Origin of the sequence: Sphingopyxis solisilvae (assembly GCF_015475875.1) — a bacterium.
GTDB lineage: Bacteria > Pseudomonadota > Alphaproteobacteria > Sphingomonadales > Sphingomonadaceae > Sphingopyxis > Sphingopyxis solisilvae.
This window is the reverse complement of sequence record NZ_JADKYM010000002.1, coordinates 191,043-214,413: the sequence shown is the minus strand read 5'-3', so window position 1 is coordinate 214,413 and position 23,371 is coordinate 191,043. Positions and strand designations below refer to the sequence as shown.

At 64.6% G+C, this 23,371-nt stretch carries 22 protein-coding genes; 12 read left to right on the top strand and 10 right to left on the bottom strand.

Translation table 11 applies throughout. From position 1 onward, the window contains the following. Window positions 1-128: 128 nt before the first annotated feature. A complete protein-coding gene (locus IR187_RS03120; protein WP_194953240.1) occupies window positions 129-1,310 on the bottom strand; it encodes an acyl-CoA dehydrogenase family protein in 1,182 nt (393 codons plus the stop codon). A gap of 170 nt (window positions 1,311-1,480) precedes the next feature. Between IR187_RS03120 and IR187_RS03115 the strand changes: the two genes are divergently transcribed. The 10 genes from IR187_RS03115 to IR187_RS03070 all read left to right on the top strand — a co-directional run bounded on the left by IR187_RS03115 (window position 1,481) and on the right by IR187_RS03070 (window position 13,213). Beyond that, on the top strand, window positions 1,481-2,338 hold the full coding sequence (locus tag IR187_RS03115; RefSeq protein WP_194953239.1) for an SDR family NAD(P)-dependent oxidoreductase: 858 nt from the start codon (window positions 1,481-1,483) through the stop codon (window positions 2,336-2,338). Then, on the top strand, window positions 2,335-3,801 hold the full coding sequence (locus IR187_RS03110; RefSeq protein ID WP_194953238.1) for an MFS transporter: 1,467 nt from the start codon (window positions 2,335-2,337) through the stop codon (window positions 3,799-3,801). Before IR187_RS03115 ends, IR187_RS03110 begins: the two co-directional genes overlap by 4 nt. Window positions 3,802-3,913: 112 nt before the next feature. Further along, window positions 3,914-5,203, top strand: a complete 1,290-nt coding sequence (locus IR187_RS03105; RefSeq protein ID WP_194953237.1) for an acyl-CoA dehydrogenase family protein — start codon at window positions 3,914-3,916, stop codon at window positions 5,201-5,203. Between the two features lie 123 nt (window positions 5,204-5,326). Further along, window positions 5,327-6,418 (top strand): Zn-dependent alcohol dehydrogenase, encoded by a 1,092-nt coding sequence (locus tag IR187_RS03100; protein WP_194953236.1) that lies wholly within the window; start codon window positions 5,327-5,329, stop codon window positions 6,416-6,418. A 160-nt stretch (window positions 6,419-6,578) separates the two neighbouring features. After that, a complete protein-coding gene (locus tag IR187_RS03095; protein WP_194953235.1) occupies window positions 6,579-7,646 on the top strand; it encodes a phosphotransferase family protein in 1,068 nt (355 codons plus the stop codon). Further along, the gene (locus IR187_RS03090; RefSeq protein WP_194953234.1) at window positions 7,643-8,419 is read left to right on the top strand and encodes an SDR family NAD(P)-dependent oxidoreductase; all 777 of its coding nucleotides are present in this window, start codon (window positions 7,643-7,645) and stop codon (window positions 8,417-8,419) included. Before IR187_RS03095 ends, IR187_RS03090 begins: the two co-directional genes overlap by 4 nt. Continuing rightward, complete coding sequence (locus tag IR187_RS03085; RefSeq protein WP_194953233.1) at window positions 8,419-9,222, top strand: SDR family NAD(P)-dependent oxidoreductase; 804 nt, start codon at window positions 8,419-8,421, stop codon at window positions 9,220-9,222. The genes IR187_RS03090 and IR187_RS03085 overlap by 1 nt, the downstream gene beginning before the upstream one ends. Before the next feature lie 153 nt (window positions 9,223-9,375). Further along, window positions 9,376-10,578 (top strand): serine hydrolase domain-containing protein, encoded by a 1,203-nt coding sequence (locus tag IR187_RS03080; RefSeq protein WP_194953232.1) that lies wholly within the window; start codon window positions 9,376-9,378, stop codon window positions 10,576-10,578. Window positions 10,579-10,690: 112 nt separating this feature from the next. Further along, a complete protein-coding gene (locus IR187_RS03075) occupies window positions 10,691-12,724 on the top strand; it encodes a 3-hydroxyacyl-CoA dehydrogenase NAD-binding domain-containing protein (protein WP_194953231.1) in 2,034 nt (677 codons plus the stop codon). 264 nt (window positions 12,725-12,988) lie between these two features. Further along, window positions 12,989-13,213, top strand: a complete 225-nt coding sequence (locus tag IR187_RS03070; protein ID WP_228765499.1) for a hypothetical protein — start codon at window positions 12,989-12,991, stop codon at window positions 13,211-13,213. 104 nt (window positions 13,214-13,317) lie between these two features. Here the strand turns inward: IR187_RS03070 and mmsB are convergent, their stop codons facing one another. The 9 genes from mmsB to IR187_RS03025 form a co-directional block, all read right to left on the bottom strand. Continuing rightward, a complete protein-coding gene (gene mmsB, locus IR187_RS03065; protein ID WP_194953229.1) occupies window positions 13,318-14,193 on the bottom strand; it encodes a 3-hydroxyisobutyrate dehydrogenase in 876 nt (291 codons plus the stop codon). A 178-nt stretch (window positions 14,194-14,371) separates the two neighbouring features. Then, window positions 14,372-15,154, bottom strand: coding sequence for an enoyl-CoA hydratase-related protein (locus IR187_RS03060; RefSeq protein WP_194953228.1), 783 nt, complete (start codon window positions 15,152-15,154; stop codon window positions 14,372-14,374). 148 nt (window positions 15,155-15,302) lie between these two features. After that, complete coding sequence (locus IR187_RS03055) at window positions 15,303-16,346, bottom strand: enoyl-CoA hydratase/isomerase family protein (RefSeq protein ID WP_194953227.1); 1,044 nt, start codon at window positions 16,344-16,346, stop codon at window positions 15,303-15,305. 181 nt (window positions 16,347-16,527) lie between these two features. Continuing rightward, window positions 16,528-17,673 (bottom strand): acyl-CoA dehydrogenase family protein, encoded by a 1,146-nt coding sequence (locus tag IR187_RS03050; protein ID WP_194953226.1) that lies wholly within the window; start codon window positions 17,671-17,673, stop codon window positions 16,528-16,530. Next, on the bottom strand, window positions 17,670-18,068 hold the full coding sequence (locus IR187_RS03045; RefSeq protein ID WP_194953225.1) for a RidA family protein: 399 nt from the start codon (window positions 18,066-18,068) through the stop codon (window positions 17,670-17,672). Before IR187_RS03045 ends, IR187_RS03050 begins: the two co-directional genes overlap by 4 nt. Then, entirely contained in the window at window positions 18,061-18,483 is a 423-nt protein-coding gene (locus tag IR187_RS03040; RefSeq protein ID WP_228765498.1) for a hypothetical protein, read from the bottom strand. Before IR187_RS03040 ends, IR187_RS03045 begins: the two co-directional genes overlap by 8 nt. 155 nt (window positions 18,484-18,638) lie before the next feature. After that, window positions 18,639-18,944 carry an I78 family peptidase inhibitor gene (locus IR187_RS03035; protein WP_194953223.1) on the bottom strand — a complete coding sequence of 102 codons (306 nt, stop codon included), beginning with the start codon at window positions 18,942-18,944 and terminating at the stop codon, window positions 18,639-18,641. Between the two features lie 23 nt (window positions 18,945-18,967). Further along, window positions 18,968-19,486, bottom strand: coding sequence for a hypothetical protein (locus tag IR187_RS03030; protein ID WP_194953222.1), 519 nt, complete (start codon window positions 19,484-19,486; stop codon window positions 18,968-18,970). A gap of 91 nt (window positions 19,487-19,577) precedes the next feature. Then, on the bottom strand, window positions 19,578-21,071 hold the full coding sequence (locus tag IR187_RS03025) for a CoA-acylating methylmalonate-semialdehyde dehydrogenase (protein ID WP_194953221.1): 1,494 nt from the start codon (window positions 21,069-21,071) through the stop codon (window positions 19,578-19,580). Window positions 21,072-21,169: 98 nt separating this feature from the next. On the opposite strand from IR187_RS03025, the gene IR187_RS03020 reads away from it, so the two are divergent. Further along, window positions 21,170-22,057 carry a LysR family transcriptional regulator gene (locus IR187_RS03020; protein ID WP_194953220.1) on the top strand — a complete coding sequence of 296 codons (888 nt, stop codon included), beginning with the start codon at window positions 21,170-21,172 and terminating at the stop codon, window positions 22,055-22,057. Window positions 22,058-22,180: 123 nt separating this feature from the next. Then, window positions 22,181-23,371, top strand: coding sequence for an efflux RND transporter periplasmic adaptor subunit (locus IR187_RS03015; protein WP_407699064.1), 1,191 nt, complete (start codon window positions 22,181-22,183; stop codon window positions 23,369-23,371).

Below are 23,371 nucleotides of genomic sequence, written 5' to 3'. Positions count from 1 at the left end.
CAGTTCCCCTCCCGCTTGCGGGAGGGGTTAGGGGTGGGCCAGCGACGTCGCATTTGCCCACCCCGCTGCGGCTAGCGAACAAGTTCGCAAGCCTCGCTGCCCCTCCCGCAAGCGGGAGGGGAGAAGGATTACGCCCCCGGCAAATCCAATATCCGCTTGGCGATGACGTTGAGCATGACTTCGCTCGTTCCGCCCTCGATCGAATTGGCCTTGGTGCGCAGCCAGCTGCGCGCGCGCGCGCCGCCCTTGCTTTCTTCGCTGTCCCATTCAAGCGCGTCGCTGCCGCCGCCCGACATGACAAGTTCGTGGCGGCGCTTGTTGAGTTCGGTGCCGACATATTTCATCATGTTCGACGACGCCGGATGCGCGCGGCCGGTCTTCCACATGTCCATGAACCGCTCGCCCATCGCGCGATAGGCAAAGACGTCGGTGTCGAACGCCGCCATTTCGGCGCGCAGGATCGGATCGTCGAGTTCGCCCGCGGCATTCTTGCCGAACGCCTTGGCAAAGGCGCCGCCGATGCTGACCATGTCGCCGCCGGCGCCGCCGCCCGAGATCATCTCGCGTTCGTGGCCGAGCAGGTATTTGGCGACGTCCCAGCCGCGGTTCACCTCGCCGACGAACTGGTCCTTCGGCACCTTTACATCGTCGAAGAAGGTTTCGCAGAAAGGGCTGTTGCCGCTGATCAGCAGGATCGGCTTGGTGGTGACGCCGGGGCTCTCCATGTCGAAGAGCATGAAGGTGATGCCCTGATATTTGTTCGTCTTGTCGGTGCGGACGAGGCAGAAGATCCAGTCGGCCTTGTCGGCGTAGCTCGTCCAGATTTTCGACCCGTTGACGACCCAATGATCGCCCTTGTCCTCGCCGAAGGTCTGCAAGCTGACAAGGTCGCTGCCCGAACCCGGTTCCGAATAGCCCTGGCACCAGCGGATTTCGCCGCGCGCGATCGGGTTCAGATAATGGACCTTCTGCTCCTCGGTGCCGAACTTGAGCAGCGCGGGGCCGAGCATCCAGATGCCGAAACTGTCGAGCGGCGAGCGCGCCTTGATGCGCTTCATTTCCTGTTTGAGGATCTTGGTCTGCTCGGGCGTGAGGCCCGCGCCGCCATAGGGCTTGGGCCAGTCGGGCACAGTGTAGCCCTTGGACACGCAGGCATCGAGCCACGCTTTCTGGGCGTCGTTCTTGAATTTGAAGTTGCGCCCGCCCCAGCAGATATCATCCTCGTCGCGGATCGGTTCGCGCATTTCGGGGGGGCAGTTCGCCTCCAGCCATTCGCGCACCTCGGTGCGGAAAGCGTCCAGTTCGCTCATCCTTTTGGCTCCTCTTCTGCCCGCAAACCTACGTCGGCTTCGTTCCTTTACGCAAGCGTCAACTTGGAGGCGCACACCTGCCGTTACGGCACCGTAGCGTCGGATCGACCGGCGTTGACGCGGCTCCCGGCGCGCCTAAGCTAAGTGGCAAAAGAAAACGGGAGCAGGATATGCGATTCGCAGGCAAAGTCGCCGTCGTCACCGGCGCGGCATCGGGCATCGGCAAGGCGGCGGTGCTGAAACTGGCGGGCGAAGGCGCGCATGTATTTGCCGCCGATATCGACGAAGCGGGCGGCCGCGCGCTCGCCGAACAGTCGAACGGCAAGATCGACTTCGTCCGCTGCGACGTGACGCAGCCGTCGGATATCGAGGCACTGATGAACGAGGCGGCAGCAAAGAGTGGCGGCATCGACATCTTGTTCAACAATGCCGCGGCGGGCGGCGACCGCGCGCCGATCGACGAGATCACCCCCGAAGGCTGGGACCGGACGATGGACCTGGTGCTGAAATCGGTCGCGATGGGTATTCGCTATGCGGCGCCGCATATGAAACACCGCAAGGGTGCATCGATCGTCAACACCGCGAGCGTCGCGGCGCTGGGCGCGGGCTATTCGCCGACCGCCTATGCGGTGGCCAAGGCGGGGGTGCTGCATCTGAGCAAGGTCGCCGCCACCGATCTGGCGCAATATGGCATCCGGGTGAACGCGATCTGCCCCGGCTTCATCAACACCAATATCTTCACCGCGTCGCTCGACGTTCCCGGCGAGATGAAGGAACAGGCGAATGCGATCATCGCCGGAATGAGCGCGCAGGCGCAGCCGGTCGCGCGCGGCGGCCAGCCCGAGGATATCGCCAACGCGGTCGCCTATCTCGCGAGCGACGAGTCGAGTTTCATGACCGGCACCCACCTGCTCGTCGACGGCGGGCTGACGATCGGCCAGCGCCACGCGTGGGACAAGGAAACGCCGGGCATGTTCGACGCGCTGGTCCAGATGGAGGAGGCCGCCAAGGCCGGAGCGGCCGCGTGAACGCGTCGGCGGCGACCGCCGCCGTGCCGCCACCCGAAAAACTGCCCGTCCGGCTGAAGGTGATGCACGGCCTCGGCAGCATCGCCTATGGGGTAAAAGACAACGGTTTTTCGACCTTTTTGCTGTTATTCTACAATCAGGTGATCGGGATCGATGCCGGAATCGTCGGGGCCGCCATCATGATGGCGCTCATCGCCGACGCGTTCGTCGATCCGGTGATCGGCGAGCTGACCGACCGGACGCGGAGCCGCTGGGGCCGACGCCTGCCGTGGCTCTATATTGCGCCCGTCCCGCTTGCCATTGCCTGGATGCTGCTGTGGCATCCGCCCGCGATGAGCGACGCGATGACGGTCGCATGGCTGATCGGCTTTGCGATTATCGTCCGGTCGCTCGTATCATGCTGCGAGGTGCCGTCGGTGGCGATCGTCCCCGAACTGACCGCCGATTATGACGAGCGGACGATCGTGATGCGCTATCGTTTCCTGTTCGGCTGGGGCGGCGGATTGCTGATCCTGCTCCTCGCCTATGGCGTGTTTTTCGGCGGCGAAAAGGGGCTCGTCGATCCCGACGGCTATGGCCCCTATGCGCTGACCGGGGCGCTGATGATGCTGGGCGCGGTGATGATTTCGGCCGCGGGGCAGCATCGCCGCATCGCGGTGTCGAACCTGACCGACGTCAAGCCGGTGACAACATTGCGCCAGGTACTGCGCGAGATGCGCGACACATTGTCGAACCGCGCGTTTCTGTGGCTGATCTTTGCCGCGCTGTTCGGCTTCATCAATCAGGGTATCACCTTTTCGATGACCAATTATCTGCTCGGCTTTTTCTGGCAGCTCAACCAGATCGAGTTGATCGCCTATGTCTTTCTGCTGTTCGGATCGATGATCGCCGCCTTTCTGTTCGTGGCACCGCTGTCGGCCCGGCTCGGCAAACGCGACGGCGCGATTGTGGCGGGGGCAATCGCGCTGCTGGTCAACAGCGGCATGTATTTCGCGTGGATCCAGGGCGTATTTCCCGGCCTGCCCGGCAAACCCAGCGTCGCGACAATGTTCGCGCTGGTGTTCGTCTCCAACAGCTTTTCGATCATGCTGATGATCCTGTCGTCGTCGATGATGGCCGACGTCGTCGAGGCGTCGCAGAGCGAAACCGGGCGGCGATCGGAAGGGCTGTTCTTTGCCGGTTATTTCTTCATGCAGAAATGCGCGACCGGGATCGGCATCTTTATCGCCGGACTGATCCTGTCGTTCGCGGCGTTTCCGGCGTCGGCAAAGCCCGGCGAGATCGACCGCATGATCCTGGGCGATCTGGCGCTCGGCTATGCGCTGGCGGTGCTGGTGATCGGCATATTGGGGCTGATCGTGATGCGGCGTTTTCCGATCTCGCGCGCTGATCACGAGGCACGACTGGCACTGCTCGACGATACGGCGCGGGCGGAACCCGACGGAAGCGGGGCGCATCCGTAACGGAAAATGTCGGTGCGCGACCAAATGAGGTAATAATCGGCCCGCAGGGGTTGGCAAAGCAGGACGATTCGGTCCAAAGGCTTACGCGAACGTAAACGGAAAGGATGCTCAGATGGATTTCGACCTTACCGACCGGCAGGTCTATTGGCGCGACCGGGTGCGCGATTTCATCGAGCGCAAGGTGCGTCCCGCCGTCCCCACCTATAACGAGCAGGACAAGGCGGGCGATCGCTGGAAGGTGATCCAGATCGTCGAGGATCTGAAGGCCGAGGCGAAGGCCGCGGGCATCTGGAACCTGTTCATGCCGCCGCGCAGCGGCGCGCACCACCATGTCGACGAGACGTTCGAGTTCGAGGGTCCGGGGCTCACCAACCTCGAATATGCGCTGTGCGCCGAGGAAATGGGCCGCATCGGTTTTGCCAGCGAAGTGTTCAACTGCTCGGCGCCCGACACCGGCAATATGGAGGTGTTCCACCGCTACGGCACGCGCGCGCAGAAAGAGAAATATCTCGGCCGGTTGATGAATGGCGAAATCCGCTCGGCCTTCCTGATGACCGAACCCGCGGTCGCCTCGTCCGACGCGACGAACATCGAGACGCGCATCGAGCGCGACGGCGACGATTATGTCATCAACGGCACCAAATGGTGGTCGTCGGGCGCGGGCGATCCGCGCTGCGAGATCGCGATCGTGATGGGCAAGACCGATTTTGCCGCCAAACGCCATGCGCAGCAGTCGATGGTGCTGATGCCGCTGAATGCTCCCGGCGTGACGATCAAGCGCCACCTGCCCGTCTTCGGTTATGACGATGCGCCGCACGGCCATATGGAGATCGAGCTGAAGGACGTTCGCGTCAATGCCGAGGAAGCGATGCTGCTGGGCGAAGGCCGCGGCTTCGAGATCGCGCAGGGGCGCCTTGGCCCGGGCCGCATCCATCACTGCATGCGCACGATCGGCGTCGCCGAGGAAGCGATCGAGAAGATGGCGAAACGGCTCCAGTCGCGCGTCGCCTTTGGCCGCAAGGTCGCCGAATACAGCATCTGGGAACATCGCATCGCGCGCGCCCGCATCGACATCGAAATGACCCGCCTTCTGTGCCTGAAAGCCGCCGACATGATGGACAAGGTCGGCAACAAGTCGGCCGCGGCCGAAATTGCGATGATCAAGGTGCAGGCGCCGAACATGGCGCTCAAAATCATCGACGACGCGATCCAGGCGCATGGCGCCGCGGGCGTGTCGGAGGACTTCGGGCTGGCCAAGGCCTATGCGCATCAACGGACTTTGAGGCTGGCCGACGGTCCGGACGAGGTGCATGAACGCGCGATCGCCCGCATCGAGTTCGCCAAATATAGCGAGGCCGCCGAACCCGGCTTTTCGTCGGGCGACGTCGGGGTTTCGCGTTAAAATAGGCTCCCCTCCCGCTTGCGGGAGGGGTCGGGGGAGGGCCTGTTCCTCTCCCGTCCGGAATTGACATGTCCTCCCCTAGCCCCTCCCGCACGCGGGAGGGGGACTGAACGGAGATTTTGAATGACCAAAGCCGCGATCCTGATCGAACCCGGCCAGCCACTGTCGATCGAGAATGTCGTCGTCGACAAGCCCGGCCCGCACGAGGTGCGCATCCGCACCGCGGCGTGCGGGCTGTGCCATTCGGACCTGCATTTCATCGACGGCGCCTATCCGCACCCCCTTCCCGCGATCCCCGGCCATGAGGCGGCGGGGATCGTCGAGGCGGTCGGCAGCGAAGTGCGCACGGTGAAGGTGGGCGACGCGGTCGTCACCTGCCTGTCGGCCTTTTGCGGTCACTGCGAATTCTGCGTCAGCGGGCGCATGTCGCTGTGCATGGGCGGCGATACGCGGCGCGCCGTGGGCTCCGCCCCGCGCATCACGCGCCCCGACGGGTCGCCGGTGAACCAGATGCTCAACCTCAGCGCCTTTTCGGAGGTGATGCTGGTCCACGAACATGCGTGCGTCGCGATCGACCCCGACATGCCGCTGGACCGCGCCGCGGTGATCGGCTGCGCGGTGACGACCGGCGCGGGCACGATCTTCAACGCGTGCAAGGTGACGCCGGGCGAGACGGTCGCGGTCGTCGGCTGCGGCGGCGTCGGCCTCGCGACGATCAACGCCGCGAAGATTGCGGGCGCGGGACGGATCATTGCCGCCGACCCGGTGCCCGAAAAGCGCGCGCTGGCGATGAAGCTGGGCGCGACCGACGTTGTCGATGCGATGGACGGCGACGCCGCGAAGCAGATCGTCGAACTCAGCAAGGGCGGCGTCGATCATGCGATCGAAGCGGTCGGGCGTCCGGCGTCGGCGAGCCTTGCGGTCGCATCGCTGCGCCGCGGCGGCACCGCGACGATTCTGGGCATGATGCCGCTGACCGAAAAGGTCGGCCTGTCGGCGATGGACCTGCTCAGCGGCAAGAAATTGCAGGGCGCGATCATGGGCGGCAACCGCTTCCCGGTCGACATCCCGCGCCTCGTCGATTTCTACCTGCGCGGGCTGCTCGACCTCGACAGCATCGTCGCCGAAACGATCCCGCTCGAGCGGATCAACGAAGGCTTCGACAAGATGAAGAAAGGCGACGCCGCTCGGTCGGTGATCGTTTTCGACCAGTGAGCGGGCTGGCGCGACAGCAATCCTCCCCGTCGAAGATGGGGAGGGGGACCGGCCGCAGGCCGGTGGAGGGGCAGCGAGCGCAGCTCGCCGACTTCGTCGGCGGCCCCTCCACCATGCTTCGCATGGTCCCCCTCCCCACGCTTCGCGCAGGGAGGAACATATGACCTTGGACGCACAGAAAGCCTTCAGCGGCACCGTCGCGCCCGAGGGGGCGGACGTGCTCGACGAGGCGAAGCTGACCCAGTGGATGGAAGCGAATGTCGAGGGGTTTGAAGGGCCGCTGACGCAGAGCAAGTTCGCCGGCGGCCAGTCGAACCCGACCTATAAAATCTCGGCGCCGTCGGGCAATTATGTGCTGCGGCGCAAGCCCTATGGCCTGCTACTGCCCTCGGCGCACGCGGTCGACCGCGAGTATAAGGTTCAGTCTGGACTGCACAAGATGGGCTTCCCCGTCGCGCGCCAATATGGCCTTTGCACCGACGACAGCGTCGTCGGCAGCTGGTTTTATGTCATGTCCATGGTCGACGGGCAGACGATCTGGGACGGGTCGATGCCCGGATCGACCCCGGAGAACCGCCGCGCGACTTATGAGGCGATGATCGACACACTCGCCGCGCTGCACAAGGTCGATGTCGAGGCGGCGGGGCTGTCGGACTATGGCAAGCCCGGCAATTATTTCGGCCGCCAGGTCGATCGCTGGACCAAGCAGTACAAGCTCGCCGAGACCGAGACGATGGACGAGATGGAGCGGCTGACTGCCTTCCTCCCCGCCACCCTCCCCGAACAGACGCGCACCAGCGTCGTTCACGGCGATTACCGTATCGACAATATGATCTATGCCAAGGATCGGCCCGAGGTGCTGGCGGTGCTCGATTGGGAACTGTCGACATTGGGCGATCCGCTCGCCGATTTCACCTATGTCGCGATGGCGTGGGTGACCGAAAATGGCGGACGGTCAGGGGTGATGGACATCGACCGCGCCGCGCTCGGCATTCCCGAACTCGACGAGATGGTCGAGCGTTATTGCGCCGCCACCGGCCGCGACGGGGTGCCCGACATGAACTGGTATTTCGCCTATAATTTCTTCCGCCTCGCCGGGATCATGCAGGGAATCAAGAAGCGCGTCATCGACGGCACCGCCTCTTCGGCCCATGCCAAGGCCATGTCCGAGCGCGTGCAGCCGCTGGCGGCGCGCGCGTGGGAATTTGCCCGAAAGGCCGGCGCATGAGCCTGTTCGACATGAGCGGTCAGGTCGCGCTGATCACCGGATCGTCGCGCGGCATCGGCAAGGCCACGGCCGAAGCGATGGCCGAACAGGGCGCGAAGGTCGTGATTTCAAGCCGCAAGAAGGATGCTTGCGACGCGACCGCGACCGAGATCAACGCGCGGTTCGGCGACGGCACCGCGATTGCGGTCGCTGCCAACATCTCGTCGAAGGACGACCTCCAGAATCTTGTCGACGAAACGCGCGCCGCGTTCGGCAAGATCACGACGCTGGTCTGCAACGCCGCGTCCAACCCCTATTATGGCCCCGGCCTGGGGATCAGCGACGATCAGTTCCGCAAGATCATGGACAATAATATTCTGTCCAACCACTGGCTGATTTCGATGGTCGCGCCCGAAATGCTCGAACGCGGCGAAGGGTCGATCATCATCATCAGTTCGGTCGGCGGGCTGAAAGGGTCGCCGGTCATCGGCGCTTACGGGATTTCGAAAGCCGCCGACATGCAGGTGGCGCGCAATTTTGCGGTCGAATTCGGCGCGCAAGGGGTCCGCGTCAACTGTATCGCCCCCGGGCTGGTCCGCACCGACATGGCCCGCGCGCTGTGGGAAAATCCCGAGACGTTGAAACGCGCGACCGCCATGGCCTGCCTGCGCCGGATCGGCGAACCGCCGGAAATCGCCGGTGCCGCCGTCTTCCTCGCCAGCCGCGCGGGAGCATTCACCACCGGCCAGACCATCGTGTGCGATGGCGGGGCCACAATTTCGGGAGGCGCATGATGGGCGCGTTGGACGGCAAGGTTGCGATCATCACGGGTGCGGGCAGCGGCATCGGCCGCGCCAGCGCGCTGCGCTTCGCCGCCGAGGGCGCGAAGCTGGTGCTCGGCGACAAGACGGCGGCGGTGCATGAGACGGCGCAGCTGGTGAAAGACGCCAGTGGCGAGGCCGTGGCGCTGGAAATCGACGCGGGCGTCGAGGCCGATGTCGTCAAGCTGGTTGCCACCGCCAAGGACAGCTATGGCGGGCTCGACGTCGCTTTTGCCAACGCCGGGATCATCGGCGACATGGGCGGCATTTTCGATTTCGATCCGATCGCCTGGGCCGAGACGCTGCGCGTCAACCTGATCGGCCCCGCGCTGATGGTGAAACATGCGGGCAAAGCGATGGTCGACCAGGGGCGCGGCGGCGCGATCGTGCTCACCGCGAGCGTCGCCGGGATCAATTCGGGCGCGGGTCCGGGTGCTTACTCCGCGTCGAAGGCAGGGGTGATCAACCTCGCCAAAGTCGCGGCGCAGCAGCTGTCGACCAGCGGCGTGCGCGTCAACGCGGTGTGCCCCGGCCTGACCGAAACGGGCATGACCAAGCCGACCTTCGATTATGCCAAGGCGAAGGAGGTCACCCACAAGCTGGGCCAGCTCAATCCGCTCCGCCGCGCGGCGCAGCCCGAGGAGCTGGCGAATGTCGCACTCTTCCTCGCCAGCGATCAGGCGAGTTATGTCAACGGACAGGCGATCGCAGTTGACGGCGGGCTCACCAGTTCGCATCCGGTGACGCGCCAGCTGCTTGGCCAGACGTCGCATTGAGACAATGGTTTTGATCTGCCTCCCCTCTTCCGTTCGCATCGAGCGAAGTCGAGATGCCCATCGGTCGCGCGTGCCTTCGGGGTGTCTCGACTTCGCTCGACACGAACGGGAACGAAAGGAAGGCGCGAAGCCTTCACAGTCAAAAGGGATGCCATGACTCACGGTTTCGATACGGCGCGGCTGGGCCGCATTCCCGCCTTTCTCGAGGCCAAATATGTCGGCCCCGGCCGCCTGCCGCACGCCGCGACGTTGGTTTCGCGGCGCGGCGAGATCGCGCACCAGTCCGTCATCGGCGAAGCGCGGCCGGGCGAGCCGCTGAAGGATGATGCGATCTTTCGCATTGCGAGCATGACGAAGCCGATCACCAGCATCGCCTTCATGATGCTGGTCGAGGAGGGCAAGGTCGCCCTGTCCGATCCGCTGGTGAAATTCTGCCCCGAATTCAAGGATACCGGCGTCTTCGTCGCGGGCGGAGGCAACGTGCCGTTCCTGACCCGGCCGCCGACGCAGCCGATCCGTATGGTCGATCTGCTCCGCCACACATCGGGGCTGACCTATGGCTTTCAGGAGCGCACCCCGGTCGATGCGGCGTATCGCAAGGCGCGGATCGACGATTTCGACGCCGATTATACGATGGACAGCTTCATCGCCGAGCTCGCGAAAATCCCGTTGCAGTTCGATCCCGGCGCGCACTGGAATTATTCGATGGCGACCGACGTCCTCGGCGCGGTGATCGAGCGGATCGAAGGCAAGCCGTTCGGGCAGGTGTTGCAGGAGCGCATCTTTGGCCCGCTCGGCATGGTCGATACCGGGTTCAAGGTGCCCGCCGACCAGCAGCACCGGCTGGCCGACGCCTATGCTTTTCACCCCAAGGACAAGATGCAGGGCTTCGACGAAGGCGCGCGCAGCCGCTGGGCGAAGGACAGGAGCTTTCATTCGGGCGGCGGCGGCCTCGCCTCGACGCTCCACGATTATCACCGCTTCTGCCTGATGCTGCTTGGCGGCGGCAGGTTGGGCGATGTGCGGATCGTCAGCCGCAAGACGCTCGATCTGATGACGTCGAATCATCTGCCCGGCGGGGGCGATTTGACGCAGCATAGCGTCGGGGTGTTCAGCGAGGATGAAAATGCCGGGATCGGTTTCGGCCTCGGCTTTGCAGTGACGCTTGATCCGGCACGCGCGGGCATTCCCGGCTCGGCGAGCGATTTTTACTGGGGAGGCATGTTTTCGACCGGCTTCTTCGTCGATCCGGTCGAGGAAATCTGCATGGTCTTCATGACCCAGCTGATGCCCTCCTCCACCTACCCCGTGCGGCGCGAGGTCAAGACATTGGTCCACGCGGCGATCGATGACTGATTCAACAACCCACCCACCGTTCGTGTCGAGCGCAGTCGAGACACGCGAAGTGCAGCGCTAGACGCTTCTCGACTTCGCTCGAAGCGAACGGAGAATATCAAAGGAGTATCCCATGACCGAAGACACCCCCACCTCCGTCACGATGGAAATGGATGGCGACGTCGCCGTCATCATCGTCAACAACCCCCCTGTCAACGCGCTGAGCTGGCACGTCCGGCAGGGACTCGAAGATAATTTCGCTGCCGCGCTTGCCGACGACAGCGTCAAGGCGATCGTGCTGCGCTGCGCCGGGGCGACCTTTATCGCCGGCGCCGACATCAGCGAATTCGGCAAGCCGCCGCGTGGTCCCGATTTCAACGCGGTGCTCAACAGCATCGAAGCGGCATCGAAGCCGGTGGTTGCGGCGATCCACGGCACCGCGCTCGGCGGCGGTCTGGAAACCGCGCTCGTCTGCCATTATCGCATCGCGGTTCCGTCGGCGAAGCTGGGCGTTCCCGAAGTGAAGCTGGGCCTGCTGCCCGGCGCGGGCGGTACGCAGCGATTGCCGCGCATCGTCGGGGTCGAAGCCGCGGCGACGATGACCTCGACCGGCGATCCGCTGCCTGCTGCCAAAGCGAAGGAGCTTGGCCTCGTCGACGAACTCGCGGGTGAGGACAGCCTTGCCGCCGACGCCATCGCCTTTGCGCGCGCCAAGATTGCCGACGGCCCGCGCCCGACGCGCGAACGCCCGGTGTTCGGCGATGTTGCCGTCATCGAGGAGTTGAAGGCGAAGAATGCGAAGCGCTGGCGCGGGTTCGAGGCGCCCTATGCCAACCTCGCCTGCGTCGAAGCGGCGACGCGGCTGCCGTTCGAGGAAGGGCTGGCGTTCGAGCGCGAGCAGTTCATGAAGCTGATGTTCGGCAGCCAGTCGGCGGCGCAGCGCCACATCTTCTTCGCCGAACGCCAGGCCGCGAAGATCGACGGCCTGCCCAAAGACACCCAGCTGCGCGACATCAAGAAGGTCGGCATCATCGGTGCCGGCACGATGGGCGGCGGCATCATGATGAACTTCCTGCAAAAGGGCATCCCCTGCACGATCGTCGAAATGCAGCAGGACGCGCTCGACCGCGGGCTCGGCGTCGTGCGCAAGAATTACGACGCGTCGGCCGCCAAGGGTCGGTTCAAGCCCGAGCAGGTCGATCAAATGATGGGGCTGATCACGCCGACGCTGAACCTGGACGATCTCGCCGACTGCGACCTCATCATCGAGGCGGTCTATGAAAATATGGACGTCAAGAAGGACATTTTCGGCAAGCTCGACAAGATTGCCAAGCCCGGCGCGATCCTCGCGTCGAACACCAGCTACCTCGACATCGACGAGATCGCGACCGCGACGAGCCGTCCCGGCGACGTGCTGGGGATGCACTTCTTCTCGCCCGCGAATGTGATGAAATTGCTCGAGGTCGTGCGCGGCGACAAGACCGCGCCCGATGCGCTGGCGACGGCGATGGCGATCGGCAAAAAGATCGGCAAGGTCGCGGTCGTCGCCGGTGTATGCGACGGCTTCATCGGCAACCGCATGCTCAAACCGCGCCAGATGGAAGCAATGAAGCTGCTGCTCGAAGGCGCGACCCCGGCGCAGGTCGACAAGGTGCACGTCGAATTCGGCATGCCGATGGGGCCGTTCCAGATGAGCGACCTTGCCGGCGTCGACATCGGCTGGCACCGCGACCCCAACCGCATCGAAAGCATCCGCGACGCGCTCGCCGCCGAAGGCCGCTGGGGGCAGAAGAAGCAAGCGGGCTTTTACGATTATGACGAAAAGCGCAATCCGTCGGAAAGTCCGCGCGTTGCCGAGATCATCGAGGAGTTTCGCGCCAAGGAAGGCGTCGAGAAGCGCGACATCACCGATCAGGAGATTATCGAACGCACGCTGTATCCAATGGTCAACGAAGGCGCGCTGATCCTGTCCGAAGGCAAGGCGCAGCGCGCGTCGGACATCGATGTCGTGTGGATCTATGGCTATGGCTGGCCGGTCTATCGCGGCGGCCCGATGTTCTGGGCGGGGCTGGAAGGCACCGACAAGATCGTCGCAGCGCTGGAAAAGCACGGGTTCGAGATCGCGCCGCTGCTCAAGGAAAAGGCCGAGGCGAAGTCGGGCTTCTAAATCCCATACGCCCTCCCCTTCAGGGGAGGGCAGCGAGACTTGCCAGCTTGCTGGCTTAGTCGCAGCGGGTGGGGTCCATCGGCCTTGCGCAAGACCGATGGACCCCACCCCAACCCCTCCCCTTAAGGGGAGGGGCTTCTGCTGTCTCACCGCGGGGCAGGCGGCCTTTGCTTTGGTCTGCCGTCGCTATTGGTGGGCGCAAATAGTTGCGATTCAGGGTTAAAGCGCTGGTCACACCTGCCGTTACGGCAGAGCATGGTTGCTATGTCGTTTCTCGCCCTGTTGCTGCTCACCGGCAGCGTTCCGGTCGCCGCGCCGCCCGCGCCGCCGACGAGCGCGGTTGCCGTAGCGCGGGCGCGGATCTTGGCGCCAGCCGAAGTGCGGCGGATCGACGGGCGGATCGAGGTGCGGACCGGCGACCGCCGCGCGCCGACGCAGGTGCATCGCGGCGAGCGCAAGGACGGCGGCGAGACGGCGGATTTTTACTAGAACCGACCCAAATTCCCGTTCGTGTCGAGCGAAGTCGAGACACGCCAGCACAGCGCCAGACGCATCTCGACTTCGCTCGATGCGAACGGCGTTGGGTGTCTGGTCTATCCCTGCAACGTCCGGATAATCGCCGAAAAGTCGCGGCCGTCCTGATCGGATTCGACAAACGCTTCATACAATTCGCGCGCCTTTGCCCCCATCGGCACATCGGCGTCGACGCTCGCCGCCGCTTCCATCGCGAGGCGCAAATCCTTGAGCATCAGCGCCGCGGCGAACCCGCCCTTGTAATCATTGTCGGCGGGGGTGGTGGGCCCGACGCCGGGTAGCGGTGCGTAGCTGGTCAGCGACCAGCATTGCCCCGACGACACGCTGGCGATGTCGAAGAATTTCTGCGGATCGAGCCCCAGCTTCTGCGCGAGCGCGAGCGTCTCGCACGTTGCGACCATCGAGGCGCCGAGCAGCATGTTGTTGCAGATTTTCGCCGCCTGACCCGCGCCCGCATCGCCGGCGTGGATCACCGCCTTGCCCATCTGCGCCAGGATCGGCTGCGCGCGGGCAAAGCCGTCGTCGGTGCCGCCGACCATGAAGGTCAGTGTGCCCGCGTTGGCGGCGGCGATGCCGCCCGACACCGGCGCATCGACCGCGACAAGGCCTTTTGCGGTCGCGGCTTCGATATTCGAGCGCGCGGTGGCGACGTCGATCGTCGAGCAATCGAGCAGCAAGGTGCCGGGTGCAGCGTTCGGATAGACGTCGCCTTCATACACCGAGGCGACATGCTTGCCCGCGGGCAGCATCGTCACGACCGCCTCGGCGCCGGTGACGGCTTCGGCCGCCGACGCAGCGCGCGAACAGCCTGCCTCGACCGCACGCGCCAGCGCCTCTTCGCTGAGATCGAAGGCGCGGACGTCATGCCCCGCCTTCGCCAGATTCGCGGCCATGCCACCGCCCATATTGCCGAGTCCGATGAATGCGATTTTCATATCTTGCTCCAACTTCCTCTCCCTTTGGGAGAGGATATGTAGCCTTGTCGGCTTGGCCGACTAGGCGAAGTTGGTGAGGGGGTAGTCGTCACAGATAGCGCACAGCCCCTCACCGACTGCGACTAGGTCCATGCGGACCAAGTCTCCGTTGCCTCTCCCAACGGGAGAGGATGAAAGGCTATCGCCCCTTCCACACGCCTTCGCGCTTCTCGATAAACGCCGCCATGCCTTCGGCCTTGTCCTCGGTCGCCGCCAAAATCTGGAACAGGCGGCGTTCGTAGATCAGCCCCTGGTCGAGGGTGGTTTCGAACGCGGCGTTGACCATGTCCTTGTTCACCATCGCGGCCATCGGCGGCATTGCGGCAATGACGGTCGCGGTCTTCACCGCTTCGTCGACCAGCGACTCATGCGGCACGACGCGCGCGACGAGGCCTGAGCGCTCGGCTTCGGCGGCGTCCATCATCCGGCCGGTCAGGCACATTTCCATCGCCTTCGCCTTGCCGATCGCCCGCGTCAGCCGCTGCGACCCGCCCATGCCCGGCGCGACGCCGAGCTTGATTTCGGGCTGGCCGAATTTCGCCTTGTCCGACGCGATGATGAAATCGGCCATCATCGCGAGTTCGCACCCGCCGCCGAGCGCGAAGCCGTTGACCGCGGCGATCCAGGGCTTGCGCACCTTCTTCACGAAATCGCTCGTCCATTTCGAGAAGAAATCTTCGAGGTAGAAATCGGCGGCGGGCTTGTCGGCCATTTCCTTGATGTCGGCGCCCGCGGCGAACGCCTTGTCGCCCGAGCCGGTGAGCACAGCGCAGCGCTGGCTGGCGTCAGCCTCAAACGCGGCGAAGGCGGCGATCAGGTCATCGAGCACGCCCGAATTGAGCGCGTTCAGCGCCTGCGGGCGGTTGAGCGTCACGAGCGTGACGGCGCCGCGCGTTTCGACGAGGAGGGTTTCGTAGGTCATTCGTATCTCCTAAAATCCTCCCCGCTGGCGGGGAGGTGGCAGACCCGGAGCAAAGCGGAGGGGCTGACGGAGGGGGTTCGCGGCCTTGCGCAAGACCGAAGCCCCCCTCCACCGCCTGCGGCGGTCCCCCTCGCCGTTCCGGGGAGGATTAGAGCGGCGTCCATTTCTCATCATCGGGCAGCGGCGCAAAGATTGCGTCGATCCAGTCGTCGGTCACCGCCTCGGGGGTCGAGGGGTCCCATTTCGGGCTGTTATCCTTGTCGACGATCAGCGCGCGCACGCCCTCGATGAAGTCATGCATCTGAACGACGCGGCTGCCGATCGCATATTCCTGTGTCATCTGCGCCGCGAAGTCGTGCATCGCGCCGCCTTCCTTCAGCTGACGGAGCGCGACCTTGCACGTCTGCGGCGATTTGCTGTGCAGCGCGGCGAGTTCCTTTTCGGCCCAGTCGCTGCCGTCGGTTTCGAGAGCGGCGAGGATGTCTTCATAGGTGTCGCTGGCGAACAGCCGGTTGATCTTGTCGATCTGGTGCGTGATCGCCGCGGGCGGTGCGGTGATCGACAGCTCGCCCAAGATGCCGCCGATGCGGTCGGGGTGCTGCGCAATCCGCGCTTTGGCTTCGGCGAGATGCTCGGACGGCAGATAGTGCGTCGCGAGCCCGAGCGCGAGGCATTCCGCCCCGTCGAGCCGCGCGCCAGTGAGCGCAAGGAACACCCCGACGCGGCCTTCGAGCCGCGGCAGGTACCAGCCGCCGCCGACATCGGGGAACAGACCGATCCCGGTTTCGGGCATTGCGAAGCGGGTATGTTCGGTCGCGACGCGATATTTCGCCGGTTGCGAAATGCCGACCCCGCCGCCCATGGTGATGCCGTCCATGAAGGCGACAACGGGCTTGGGGTAAGTGAAGAGCAGGTGGTTGAGGCGATATTCGGTGTGGAAGAAGGCGCGCGCTTCGACCCCGTCCTTTGCCCCGCTTTCGGCGAGCATGCGGATGTCGCCGCCGGCGCAGAAGCCGCGGCCCTCGCTATGGTCGATGATCACCGCTTCGACGGCGTCGTCGTCGCGCCATTTCACCAGAGCATCGATCATCGCCTGACACATTGCGAGGTTCAGCGCATGGATCGCCTTGGGGCGATTGAGCGACAGGCGGCCGATGCGGCCGGCGGTCGAGATGAGAACGTCTTCGGTCATACAACCTCTCAAAACCTTCTCCCGTCGAGAGAAGGATATGCAGCCTTACCGGCTTGCCGGTTAGGCGGAGTTGGATAAGGGGATCCGCCGTACCGATAGCGCACCACCCCTCACCCAGCTGCGACTAGCCAGCAAGCTGGCAAGTCTTCGCAACCCTCTCCCGACGGGAGAGGGGAATTCGTTACTGGCGCAACAAGTCCCTTCCGACGATCATCCGCATCACCTGGTTGGTGCCCTCCAGGATCGAATGGACGCGCAGGTCGCGCCAGAAGCGCTCGATCGGATAATCGCGCAGATAGCCGTAGCCGCCGAACAATTGCAGCGCGTCGTTGACGATCTTGCTGCCATTGTCGGTCGCAAGCCGTTTCGCCATCGCCGAGAAGCGCGACTTGTCGGGCGCGTTCGCGGTGACCTTTGCCGCCGCCATATAGAGCAGCGCGCGCGACGCTTCGAGGTCAGTCGCCATGTCGGCGAGCATGAACTGGGTGTTCTGGAAATCGGCGATCGGTTGCCCGAATTGCTGGCGGTCCTTGGTATAGGCGATCGCCTCGTCGAGGCAGCGCTGCGCGCCGCCCAAGGAACAGGCGCCGATGTTGAGGCGGCCGCCATCGAGCCCCGCCATTGCGAAGCGGAAACCGTCGCCCTCGGCGCCGACGAGATTTTCGACCGGCACGCGGCAATCCTCGAAGATCACCTGCGCGGTGGGTGAGGCATTCCAACCGAGCTTCTTTTCGGGGGCGCCGAAGCTCAATCCCGGCGTGTCCTTTTCGACAACGATGCAGCTGATGCCTTGGGACTTTTCGTCGCCGGTGCGAACCATACAGACGTAGATGTCGTTGACCCCGGCGCCCGAGATGAACTGCTTGGTGCCGTTGAGCACATAATGGTCGCCGTCACGCTTCGCCGTCGTCTTGAGCGCCGCGGCGTCCGAGCCCGAGCCGGGTTCGGTCAGGCAATAGCTCGCGATCTTGTCCATGCTGACAAGGCTCGGCAGGAAGCGGTCCTTGATCGCGGCGCCGCCGAAGCGGTCGATCATCCACGTCGCCATATTGTGGATCGAGACATAGGCGCTGGTCGCGGGGCAGCCATAGGCCATCGCCTCCATGATCAGTGCCGCCTCCAGTCGCCCGAGCCCGATGCCGCCCGATTCCTCGGCAACATAGATCGCCCCGAAGCCGAGCTCGCCCGCGGCCTTCCACACCTCGACGGGATAATGGCTTTTCTCGTCCCATTCGGCCGCAAAGGGCGTGATGCGGTCGGCGGTGAACTTGCGCGCCATATCCTGAATGGCGAGCTGGTCGTCGGTCAGCTGGAACTGGTCGGTCATGCGGTCTTCTCGATGATGATGGCTTCGGCTTCGATTTCGACTTTCCACTCGGGGCGGATCAGCGCGGGGATGACGAGCATCGTCGCCGCGGGGCGGATGTCCCCAAACATCGCGCCATGCGCGTGACCCACAAGGTCAGCGTCGGCGGGGTCGGTGATATACATGCGCGTGCGCACGACATCGGCGGGCGAACCGCCCAGCGCCTCCAGCGCCTCGCGGATGATCGTCAGGCAGCGCGCCGCCTGCACCCCCGCGTCGCCGACGGTCGATGTCCCATCGGGCTCGATCGGCGCGCAGCCCGCGACGTCGATGCGGTTGCCCACACGCACCGCGCGGCTGTAGCCGTACACCGGCTCGAACGGCGACGCCGAGCTGTGGTTGCGACGCTCATTCATCGCCCGGTCCCGACACGACAGATTCATCTCCCATGATCACCCCCCAACCATATGCGTAACTGCGATCGCAGCGTGCCGATGTTCCGCTATGCTGCAAAAGCCGATTCAGTAGCGGCTCATCGCGCTTCGAGCCATCGAGTGCACTCCCGGCGATTCTGAGATCAAGGCGTGGTTCGGCCCCCTCACCTGCAAGAAACGCCAGATAGAAATCCCCTTTTTCTCGCTTTCGATAGACCGTGTAACCGCCGAATTTTCCGATAAGCTGGCCACGCCTGCGCGGCGGAAGCCAGCTTTCGCTCTGCTTGAATTCGATCACACCTTGTGGACCTTCCCACCGGAGCGTTCCGTTGTGAATGCCCGAATAGCCGAGATAGACGGCTTCGCCAGCCGCGGCTTCTACCGCGAGTTCGCGCATGCAGACGATCGCTGGACCCGAGCTAGAAAAATCCTCGACCGCTCCCAAAACCGCACCGTTGACGGTCCTGGGCGGTTCCGGCTGGGTACCGACCAAAAACGATATGGCAACCAGTCCAAGCACCTTATTCGTTTTCCGTTCAAGCTCGTAGCCCGTCAGCCACAGGTGATCTGCGTGATCTTGTAGGCGTCGTCGTACATGATGTTCACGCGGTCGGAGCGATAGTCCATCGTCATCGCCGAGCGCGGCGGACCCCAGCGCAGCGTGCGGCCTTCGGCTTCTTTCAGGATGCGCGCGCCAAGCTCGGGCGTCGCGGTCTGGCCGACATAGGATTGCACTGCGTCGATGTTGCATTGCTTGAGCCCGTCGACGGGCGGCGGCGCGGGTTCGGCGGGGGCGTCGCTGTAGGCACAGGCGGTGAGCGGCAGGACGGCGGCAACTAGAGCCAAGCGAATATCCATCTTCGGTCTCCCTATCCAATTCATCAGCTACAGCGGGTGTAGCGCAACAAAGGGGTGTCGGTTTCGTCGCCATAGTCGCGCCGAACGAGCGTCTGGCCGCCACCCTGCGCGTCGAGAAGCATCAACCGGTCCCATTCCATGCCTTCACCGCTGAATTTATAGTCCGCGACGATCCGGCTCGCGCCGCGTTCGCGAATGCGGGCCAACTCGCCGTGCGATTCATAGAAGCGCAAACTCGTCGCGTCGATGGTCAGCAGCCCTTTGGCATCGCCCTTGGTCGATGTGCAATCGGCGGCAGCAAGCCCCCAACGGCCGCGAATTGCGGCGGGTATCACCTTGTCGCGGGCACCGATTCCGGTTTCGCGCGTCGTTGGCGGCGGCAACGCCGGATCGGGGTGATAATCCGCCGTGACTTCCTGTGACAGCGCGGGCTCGGCAAGGTCGGGAGTCGCGCTGGATTTCGCTGCATCGTCCGGCACGGGCTCGCCTTTGCTGCACGCCGCGAGCAGCAACAACGTGATCGGCCATGCCCAGCGCATCATCGGCATCCTTCCTTGCTGCGCCGACCGATTGCCGGAGCCGTATCTGTAGAATGTCCGGTGGCCGGATAGGGTTTCATGCCCGTGCGACCGATCAACCCATCGTCGGGATGACAAAGGCGTTGCCGCCGTCCAGCGATCCATCGGGCCAGCGCGCGGTGATCGTTTTCACCTTGGTCCAGAATTTCACACCCTCCATGCCGTGCTGGTTGGTGTCGCCGAACGCCGACCGCTTCCAGCCGCCGAAGGTGTGATAGGCGACGGGCACCGGGATTGGCACGTTGATGCCAACCATGCCGACCTGCACGCGCGCCGCAAATTCGCGCGCGGCGTGGCCGTTGCGCGTGAAGATCGCGACGCCGTTACCATATTGATGCTTTGACGGCAGTTCGAGCGCCGCCTCGAAATCGGCCGCGCGGACGATCTGCAGCACGGGACCGAAGATTTCTTCCTTGTAGCTTTCCATGTCGGGGGTGACATGGTCGAACAAAGTCGGGCCGACGAAGAAGCCCTTTTCATGCCCCTGCAAGGTGAAGCCGCGGCCATCGACGACCAGTTCGGCGCCTTCGTCGGCGCATTTCTGGATCCAGCCTTCGACCTTTTCCTTGTGCGCCTGCGTCACCACCGGACCGTAATGCGCCTCGGCGTCGGTCGATACGCCGACGCGCAGCGCCTCGATCGCGGGGATCAATTTCTCACGGAGCCGGTTCGCGGTGTCCTCGCCGACGGGGACGACGACGGGCAGCGCCATGCAGCGTTCGCCCGCCGAGCCGAAGGCCGCGCCGGTGAGGTCGTTGACCACCTGGTCAAGGTCGGCGTCGGGCATGACGATGCCGTGGTTCTTCGCGCCACCCATCGCCTGCACGCGTTTGCCATTGGCGACGCCGCGGTTGTAGACATAATGCGCGATGTCCGACGATCCGACGAAGCTGACCGCGCCGATGTCGGGATGGTCGAGGATCGCATCGACCATTTCCTTGTCGCCATGGACGGTCTGGAAAATGCCTTCGGGCATTCCGGCTTCAAGGAACAGTTCCGACAGGCGAACGGGCACGCTGGGGTCGCGCTCGCTGGGCTTCAGGATGAAGGCGTTGCCGGTCGCGGTCGCGACGCCGCCCATCCACAGCGGGATCATCGCGGGGAAGTTGAACGGGGTAATCCCCGCGCCGATACCGACCGGCTGGCGCATCGAATAGACGTCGATGCCGGGACCGGCGCCCTGCGTATATTCGCCCTTCAGCACATGCGGGATGCCGCAGCAAAATTCGATGACCTCCAAGCCGCGCTGGATGTCGCCCTTCGAATCGGCGATCACCTTGCCATGTTCGGCGGAGAGCATTTCGGCGAGCTGGTTCATATTGGCTTCGACGAGGCGCTTGAACTCGAACATCACGCGCGCGCGGCGCTGCGGGTTGGTCGCGGCCCAGGCGGGCTGCGCGACCTTCGCGGCGGCGACGGCACGGTCGAGGATCGCACGGTCGCCGAGCGCGACCTGCGCCTGCACGCCGCCATTATTGGGGTCAAGGACGTCGGCGAAACGGCTGCTACCGCCGGCGCCGCCGACGATATGGTGGTCGATTTGTCGCATATCCCGAATCTCCCATAAGATGTTGCTGCTGCAACAGCCGAGTTACGGAGCGATTGCAAGGGATAGACTTGCAGCACGATCCTGCATATTCGCAGCATATGGACTGGGGCAGGCTGCAATATTTCCTGATGGTCGCGCGCCATGGCACGCTCGCACGCGCGGCGGCGGCGCTGCACGTCGATGCGACGACGGTCAGCCGCCGGGTCAGCGCGCTCGAAGCCGCGCTTCAGCAGACCCTGTTCGAACGCGCGCCGACGGGTTTTGTGCTGACCGCGGCGGGCCGCACGCTCGTGCCGCACGCCGAAGCGATGGCGGCGGCCGCGGCGCGCATTCATTCGGCGCGCGAAGGCGGGTCGGCGCTGTCGGGACAACTGCGGGTCAGCGTCTCCGAAGGTTTCGGCAACAGCTTCATCGCGCCGCGGCTGGCGGGCTTCGTCGCCGCGCATCCCGAGCTCGAGATCGACCTCGTCGCCTCGTCGGGTTTCCTCAACCCGTCACGGCGCGAGGCGGATATGGCGGTGCTGCTCGCGCGGCCGCGCAAAGGCCCGCTCATCACGCGCAAGCTGGCGGACTACAGCCTTGGAATCTATGCCCCCTCCGACCGGCCCGACTGGCACGAAAAGATTGCGTCGGCACCGCTGTCGCGTACCGGCATTCCCGTGATCGGCTATATCCCCGACATCCTCTATGCTCCCGAACTCGACTATCTGGGCGAAATCGAGCCGGGGCTGCGCGCCCACGTTCGTTCCTCGTCGATCCTGGCGCAGCGGCGGATGATCGCGGGCGGCGCGGGGGTCGGTGTCCTGCCCTGTTTCCTCGCCGCCGGCGATCCGGCACTGACCCGGGTGCGGCCCGAACAGGTGATCGGCCGCAGCTTCTGGCTTGCGCTCCACCGCGACATCGCGCCGCAACCGCGCATCCGCGCGTTCATCGACTGGCTGGATGCTGAGGTGCGTGACGCCCGCGCGTTGCTGGTCGAAAATTGAATCCCGCGCGGGATAAAGTTGTCGTAATTTGTCGCAAATCCCGCATTGCGCTTGCAAGCGGCCAATCAATGGGTTGAATAGGCGCGATTCCTCCCCCGCCGCCGCTGGCGATCCATGACGAGAATGAATTTTATGCCGGAAAAGGGTGCGCTGCTGACCGGTTTGTTGGGCGCTGCGACCTTGCTGCTAGCCGCCTGTTCGGGATCGGACGAAAACAGCAAGGGCGGTCGCGGCGCGCCGCAAGTCGGCTTTGTCGTGGCAAAGGTCGAGGCGGTGCCGGTTACCACCTCGCTCGGCGGGCGGACCGTGGCGTTCGAAACCAGCGAAGTGCGGCCGCAGGTGAACGGCCTGATCCGTCGCCGCCTGTTTACCGAGGGCGGTTTTGTCCGCGCCGGGCAGCCGCTCTACCAGATCGATGCCAGCCTGTATCAGGCCGCGGTCGATCAGGCCGCGGCGAACCTTGCCAGCGCGCGCGCCGCCGCGCAGGCGGCCGACGAGCGCGTCCGCCGCTTTGCTCCGCTCGCCAAGATGCAGGCGATCGCCGAGCAGGATTATACCGACGCGCTGGCCGAGGCGCGGGTGGCGCGCGCCGCCGTCGCGCAAAATGCCGCGGCGCTGGAAACCGCGCGGATCACGCTGCGCTATGCCACGATCACCGCGCCGATCAGCGGGCGGATCGGCCGTAGCCTGGCCACGGCAGGCGCACTGGTCAGCGCCAACCAGACGGCACCGCTGACCACCATTCAGCGGATCGACCCGATCTATGTCGACATGCAGCAGTCGAGCGCCGAACTGACGACGCTGCGCCAGGCGATCGCCAACGGCGGCATCACACCGGGCAGCACCGCGGTGCGGCTGCGGCTGGAGGACGGCAGCGCCTATGGCCTGACCGGGACGGTCGAATTTTCCGAGATGACGGTGAACGAGGCGACCGGAACGGTGACGCTGCGCGCGCGCTTTCCCAATCCGCAAGGCTTGCTGCTGCCGGGCATGTTCGTCACCGCGATGTTCCAGCAGGCGGTCGATCCGACTGCGATCCTGGTGCCGCAGCCGGCCGTGCAACGCGATTTCGACGGGTCGGCCTTCGTCTATCTGGCGGGACCGAACAACAAGGCGGTACGCCGTAAGATCGCGACCGAACGGACGGTCGGCGGCAGCTGGATCGTGACCGACGGGCTGAAGGCCGGCGACCGGGTGATCACGCAAGGCGTCGGCAATCTGCGCGACGGCGCCGACATCCGACCGGTTCCCGCCAGCAGTCCGCAACGGGTAGGGGCTCCCGCGGCGGCCAAGACAGCCGAAAAGGGTAAATAG

Coding starts and splice junctions, on each gene's coding strand:
- IR187_RS03120 (WP_194953240.1), bottom strand. CDS start 1,310: ATGAGCGAACTGGACGCTTTCCGCACCGAGGTGCGCGAATGGCTGGAG.
- IR187_RS03115 (WP_194953239.1), top strand. CDS start 1,481: ATGCGATTCGCAGGCAAAGTCGCCGTCGTCACCGGCGCGGCATCGGGC.
- IR187_RS03105 (WP_194953237.1), top strand. CDS start 3,914: ATGGATTTCGACCTTACCGACCGGCAGGTCTATTGGCGCGACCGGGTG.
- IR187_RS03100 (WP_194953236.1), top strand. CDS start 5,327: ATGACCAAAGCCGCGATCCTGATCGAACCCGGCCAGCCACTGTCGATC.
- IR187_RS03095 (WP_194953235.1), top strand. CDS start 6,579: ATGACCTTGGACGCACAGAAAGCCTTCAGCGGCACCGTCGCGCCCGAG.
- IR187_RS03090 (WP_194953234.1), top strand. CDS start 7,643: ATGAGCCTGTTCGACATGAGCGGTCAGGTCGCGCTGATCACCGGATCG.
- IR187_RS03085 (WP_194953233.1), top strand. CDS start 8,419: ATGGGCGCGTTGGACGGCAAGGTTGCGATCATCACGGGTGCGGGCAGC.
- IR187_RS03080 (WP_194953232.1), top strand. CDS start 9,376: ATGACTCACGGTTTCGATACGGCGCGGCTGGGCCGCATTCCCGCCTTT.
- IR187_RS03075 (WP_194953231.1), top strand. CDS start 10,691: ATGACCGAAGACACCCCCACCTCCGTCACGATGGAAATGGATGGCGAC.
- IR187_RS03070 (WP_228765499.1), top strand. CDS start 12,989: ATGTCGTTTCTCGCCCTGTTGCTGCTCACCGGCAGCGTTCCGGTCGCC.
- mmsB (WP_194953229.1), bottom strand. CDS start 14,193: ATGAAAATCGCATTCATCGGACTCGGCAATATGGGCGGTGGCATGGCC.
- IR187_RS03060 (WP_194953228.1), bottom strand. CDS start 15,154: ATGACCTACGAAACCCTCCTCGTCGAAACGCGCGGCGCCGTCACGCTC.
- IR187_RS03055 (WP_194953227.1), bottom strand. CDS start 16,346: ATGACCGAAGACGTTCTCATCTCGACCGCCGGCCGCATCGGCCGCCTG.
- IR187_RS03050 (WP_194953226.1), bottom strand. CDS start 17,673: ATGACCGACCAGTTCCAGCTGACCGACGACCAGCTCGCCATTCAGGAT.
- IR187_RS03045 (WP_194953225.1), bottom strand. CDS start 18,068: ATGAATGAGCGTCGCAACCACAGCTCGGCGTCGCCGTTCGAGCCGGTG.
- IR187_RS03040 (WP_228765498.1), bottom strand. CDS start 18,483: ATGCGCGAACTCGCGGTAGAAGCCGCGGCTGGCGAAGCCGTCTATCTC.
- IR187_RS03035 (WP_194953223.1), bottom strand. CDS start 18,944: ATGGATATTCGCTTGGCTCTAGTTGCCGCCGTCCTGCCGCTCACCGCC.
- IR187_RS03030 (WP_194953222.1), bottom strand. CDS start 19,486: ATGATGCGCTGGGCATGGCCGATCACGTTGTTGCTGCTCGCGGCGTGC.
- IR187_RS03025 (WP_194953221.1), bottom strand. CDS start 21,071: ATGCGACAAATCGACCACCATATCGTCGGCGGCGCCGGCGGTAGCAGC.
- IR187_RS03020 (WP_194953220.1), top strand. CDS start 21,170: ATGGACTGGGGCAGGCTGCAATATTTCCTGATGGTCGCGCGCCATGGC.
- IR187_RS03015 (WP_407699064.1), top strand. CDS start 22,181: ATGAATTTTATGCCGGAAAAGGGTGCGCTGCTGACCGGTTTGTTGGGC.